This window comes from Prosthecobacter sp. (genome assembly GCF_044222345.1).
Taxonomy (GTDB): domain Bacteria; phylum Verrucomicrobiota; class Verrucomicrobiia; order Verrucomicrobiales; family Verrucomicrobiaceae; genus Prosthecobacter.
In genome coordinates this window covers 1-4065 of record NZ_JBGANL010000133.1, presented here as the reverse complement: position 1 = coordinate 4065, position 4065 = coordinate 1, and the positions used below count along the sequence as shown (strand labels likewise).

General features: G+C 61.1%; 8 protein-coding genes. All 8 read left to right on the top strand.

Annotated features, from left to right (window positions below; all coding sequences use genetic code 11):
* A partial coding sequence (locus ACILSL_RS27075; protein WP_395735192.1) for a hypothetical protein occupies positions 1-297 on the top strand: 297 nt, incomplete at its 5' end.
* Between the two features lie 30 nt (positions 298-327).
* A complete protein-coding gene (locus tag ACILSL_RS27070; protein WP_395735191.1) occupies positions 328-1491 on the top strand; it encodes a hypothetical protein in 1164 nt (387 codons plus the stop codon).
* 3 nt (positions 1492-1494) lie between these two features.
* A complete protein-coding gene (locus tag ACILSL_RS27065; protein ID WP_395735190.1) occupies positions 1495-1908 on the top strand; it encodes a hypothetical protein in 414 nt (137 codons plus the stop codon).
* Positions 1905-2078: a hypothetical protein gene (locus tag ACILSL_RS27060; RefSeq protein WP_395735189.1), complete on the top strand. Its 174-nt coding sequence runs from the start codon at positions 1905-1907 to the stop codon at positions 2076-2078. The genes ACILSL_RS27065 and ACILSL_RS27060 overlap by 4 nt, the downstream gene beginning before the upstream one ends.
* Positions 2075-2335 carry a hypothetical protein gene (locus tag ACILSL_RS27055; protein WP_395735188.1) on the top strand — a complete coding sequence of 87 codons (261 nt, stop codon included), beginning with the start codon at positions 2075-2077 and terminating at the stop codon, positions 2333-2335. The genes ACILSL_RS27060 and ACILSL_RS27055 overlap by 4 nt, the downstream gene beginning before the upstream one ends.
* A complete protein-coding gene (locus ACILSL_RS27050) occupies positions 2332-3039 on the top strand; it encodes a DUF2786 domain-containing protein (RefSeq protein ID WP_395735187.1) in 708 nt (235 codons plus the stop codon). Before ACILSL_RS27055 ends, ACILSL_RS27050 begins: the two co-directional genes overlap by 4 nt.
* A gap of 68 nt (positions 3040-3107) precedes the next feature.
* Positions 3108-3767, top strand: coding sequence for a hypothetical protein (locus ACILSL_RS27045; RefSeq protein ID WP_395735186.1), 660 nt, complete (start codon positions 3108-3110; stop codon positions 3765-3767).
* A 32-nt stretch (positions 3768-3799) separates the two neighbouring features.
* A partial coding sequence (locus tag ACILSL_RS27040; protein WP_395735185.1) for a hypothetical protein occupies positions 3800-4065 on the top strand: 266 nt, incomplete at its 3' end.

Here is a 4065-nt window from a genome sequence, read left to right as displayed (position 1 = left end):
CAGCAGCTCGGCGCGAAGACGAAGGCCTTTCATGAGACGCTCAAAGAGGCGCGCAAGATCATGCGGCACGCGCCCGAGCAGCAGCGCCAGCTCGAAGACGTGGACCGCGATCTCGCCGCCATGGCCACGCTCAATCTCCCGCAGCCCGCCACCGTCGCCGCTGCGCTGCCTGAGAGCGCGGACCTCGCCCGCGTGGTCATGAGCACCAAGCGCAAAAAATTCACCGCCCCCGTCAGCGATGCCGACGCCTACCTCCGCATGCAGGAGGCCCTCGCCGCTCAAGACGAAGAAGAATGATTTCCCCCGCAACCAACAACAGCCAACACCATGACTGCATCACATCACAACCACACCGAACCCGCCGAGCGCGCACCGCTCTGTCACCTCATCAATCACGGCACCTGCTGGCTCGAATGGCCCGCCGAGCTGCAACAGCAGATCACCCGCATCGCCGAGAACCAGGCCAAGCTCAAAGAACTGGCCGTCGATGGCAAAAACTGGAGCGATGCCGACTTCACCGAAGGCGTCGTTAACATTGCCAAGGTCTGGCCATCGCTGCGCACCGGCCTTTATCCATGGCCTTCCCAAACGAAGACGCGCACCAAGTGGCGCACGCTGCTCGATGAGCTGGAACAGCGCTCCAAGACCGAGCTGCTCCGCCACACCACCGTGCAGTCTAAAAAACTCCGCGCCGCCAGCAGCACCCAGTTCATCAAGTTCAGCGAATACGACGCCATCAACCTCGCCATTGAAACGGCACGCGGCATGGTCGCTCAGCGTTCCGAAGAGCGCCTCGTCGTCTTCAAGGCCCGCACCCGTGGCGGCAAAACATGGATGGGCGATCAGCTCGCCGAAGAAGAGAAGATCAACTGGCGCGTGCGCGCCATGCCCAGCTGGGGAGACAGCTACAAGGCGATGCTCATTTCCCTCTGCGCGATGTTCAACATCGGCCACACGCGCAGGCAGGGTGCGGATGAGCTGGAAAGCCTGCTCATCGCCCATATCAAGACACTCTCCGGCGTCGTGCTCTTTGAGGAAATGCAGGGCCTCTGCCGCAAGTCTCAAGAGTTCATTAAGACGCTCTTGAACGAGTCCTCGCTGGTGGTCTGCATCTTCGTCACCAACGAAGCCCACGACGAGATGCTCGCGCACGGTGGCAACCACCTCGCGCAGCTGCTCGCCCGTGCCGAGACCACCATCACCGCCAGCAAGATCACCGCTGATCACGTCCGCCGCTTTGATGAGGATCTCTGGAAGAAAGCCGCCGATGCAAAGCAGCTCGGCCTTGTGGCCGCAGCCGCCAACCAGCTCGGAGCACTCAGCGCCGTGCGCCGCATCACGGCCATGGTGCGCGCCCTGCTCGGCAAAGGCGCGCTCATCACCGACGAGATGATCGCCGACGCCATCGCTGGCTATCGCCGCGCCGTCCCCGTCGTCTCCACCACCACCCGCAAGCGCGGCATGCAGACCGTGGAAGGGAGGGCTGAGTAAGTCATGAAAACGCCTCTTCTCGCACTGCCAGCGCCTTCGCTGGAACGTCATCTTGCCCGCACCATTGACGGGCGGTCGCTCACCGGTGTTCCGGGTGCTTGGAGCACCCCCATTCGGCGCAGGCCCTGGCATCCTCAAAGGACTCGCAAGCCCGCATGGAGGAAAATGGATCTCCGGGAGCGCTACGAACTCCAGGCAGCGCTCAAGCAATGCACGGGCTATGCCCGCTGCAATAACCCGCCGCACCCTGACACCGCCCTATGGATGGTGTCCAGCTACCATGAAGACGGCACTCTTTCTTTGTCCCACGTATGGGCGATCAACAAGGACACTGCGCTCAATGCTCACTTTGCCGCAGGCAAGGTTGTTAGCGCCGTCGTCAACATGGCTGCGCTCAAGATGGGAGGTGGCAAATGAGTCCATCAACCGCATTTCAAATGGGCATGACGGCGCGGCAGAACGGCAGGCCGCAAACCGACAACGACTTCGCTCCAAGAGATCCGCTGCACGCTGACTGGCTCCGAGGCTGGCAGCTGGCCGATGACAGCGACGACATCGAACTGCCCGAAGAGGAGGAAGCCGTATGAACTCACCCGAAACCGACGCCCTGATTTTGCGCGCCTGTCAGCCCCAAGCAGGCGACCGCTTCATGCGCAGCGAGCTTTTCGACGTGATCATTCAGGCCATCACACCGAGCGCCGAGTTTGAAGCCGAGGTCACCTGCCAATGGACCACAGACGGCGTGGTGAAAACCGAGACCATCCACATCGGCTACTACCGCCTGCTGGCCAAGCGCAGCATCGAGGTCGGGCACCTGTTCATTCCAGTGGAGGTGAAGCCATGAGCGAAGACGCCATCACAGAAAAAATCCGCAAGCTGCTGCGCCTCGCGAAGTCCAGCAATCAAGCTGAGTCCAGCGCCGCCCTGGCTAAGGCCATGGAACTCGCAGCACGGCACCAGGTCGATGTTCACAGCCTGAGTGAAGACGATGAAATCGCCAAACTTGTGACGCGCTACTTCCGCTGCGGCGGCAAGCGGCTCGCACGTGAATGGCGCAAAGCCCTGGCCGTGGCGCGGCAGTTCTTCAACGTCACCACCTGCACCATTCAGGACTTCGGCCAGGTGGCCTTCATCGGCACCGAGATGGACATCCAGATCGCCGATTATGTGACCACCTTTCTGGTGCGCACATGCCGTGATGAACTCGCGAAGTTCTCCGCCGAGGAAAAGAAGCGCCGCCGCCGCATGTCAGCCAACAAGCGCGCCTGCTTCATCGACTCTTATTTCAACGGCGTTTGGGTTCAGCTCTCCGACCAGCGCGAAGCCCAGGTGCATGAGATCACCGGTCTGGAGATCGTCTTGAGCACCGCTGAAAAAGCCCGCGAGGCACACCTCGACGCTCAATTCAAAAACACCACCACGGCCAAGGCTCTGACCAAGCCGCGCCCCACTCTTCATACCCTCTTTGCCGGATACGATGCCGGACTCAACACCCAGATCAACCCCGCCCTCGGCACCGACACGCCGCTGGCACTCGACTACAAATAATGAACTCCCCCAATACCCCGTGCCCACATTGTGGCGACAAAGCCCTGATGCCCTTTTGCGACTGCCCCATGTCCATCGCAGAAAGAGACGATGCCGAACGCCAACAGGCCCCCACTCCCCCGCCATCCATCAAAGAGCGCTCCGTTCAGCTGCTCGCCCGCTACTCCACGCTGAAGTCTAAAAAGGACGCTATCGAGGCACCCTTCAAGGCGCAGATCGCCATCATCAACGAGGCCGTCGCCACCGAGACCACACCCATTCAGCTGGAGATGGACGCGATCAAAGCCGAGGCCGAGCGCATCGGCCTGGCCAATGCCGCCGAGATCTTCGGGGAGCACTGCACCAGCGTCATCGCCAGCGGCCATGCTTTGAAGCTCAGCGAGTCCGAAGCCGTGGCCTGCGACGATGAAGCCGCCACCATCAAGCGCCTGCTCAAAGAAGCCGGAAAGGCACACATCGTCATCGACCCTGACGAAAAGGCCGAAGGCGCGGAGCACCGCATGGCCGCATCCGCCTGCCTGCGCATCAAGGTCGAGCTGAACAAAGCCTACATCGGCAGCATGATCGACGACTTCCCCGAATGGTTTCAAGCTCGTGGCATCAGCATGGAACCCAGCCGCACCGTCAAACTCGGCGAAGCACCCAAGCCCCGCGTCCCCAAGCCGAAGAAGGAAAAGGGCTCGAAGAAAACCGCCGCCGAGGCGCAACCCGAACAGGAGGCCGCGTGATGCCACTCACAGAAAAACAGGCTGAACAAGCCATGAGCAGCTGCTCCCACTTCAACGGCATTCAAAACGAATGCTGCAAGGCCGGTGTGAGCTTTGCTCAATTTACCGGCTCGCTGCCCTGCCTCACATTCCCAGATAAGGGAACGTTCACCTGTGACAAACGCCGCTGGCATACCCGCGAAGAAGTCGAGGCAGAGCACGCGGCTATGGACGCCTTCACCGATTTGCTTCGCAAGGTTCAGCCCGTCGTGGTCGAGTGTAAAAAGATCACGCGCAGCGGTGGCGTCGCTTCCTTCTC

Coding starts and splice junctions, on each gene's coding strand:
- ACILSL_RS27070 (WP_395735191.1), top strand. CDS start 328: ATGACTGCATCACATCACAACCACACCGAACCCGCCGAGCGCGCACCG.
- ACILSL_RS27065 (WP_395735190.1), top strand. CDS start 1,495: ATGAAAACGCCTCTTCTCGCACTGCCAGCGCCTTCGCTGGAACGTCAT.
- ACILSL_RS27060 (WP_395735189.1), top strand. CDS start 1,905: ATGAGTCCATCAACCGCATTTCAAATGGGCATGACGGCGCGGCAGAAC.
- ACILSL_RS27055 (WP_395735188.1), top strand. CDS start 2,075: ATGAACTCACCCGAAACCGACGCCCTGATTTTGCGCGCCTGTCAGCCC.
- ACILSL_RS27050 (WP_395735187.1), top strand. CDS start 2,332: ATGAGCGAAGACGCCATCACAGAAAAAATCCGCAAGCTGCTGCGCCTC.
- ACILSL_RS27045 (WP_395735186.1), top strand. CDS start 3,108: ATGTCCATCGCAGAAAGAGACGATGCCGAACGCCAACAGGCCCCCACT.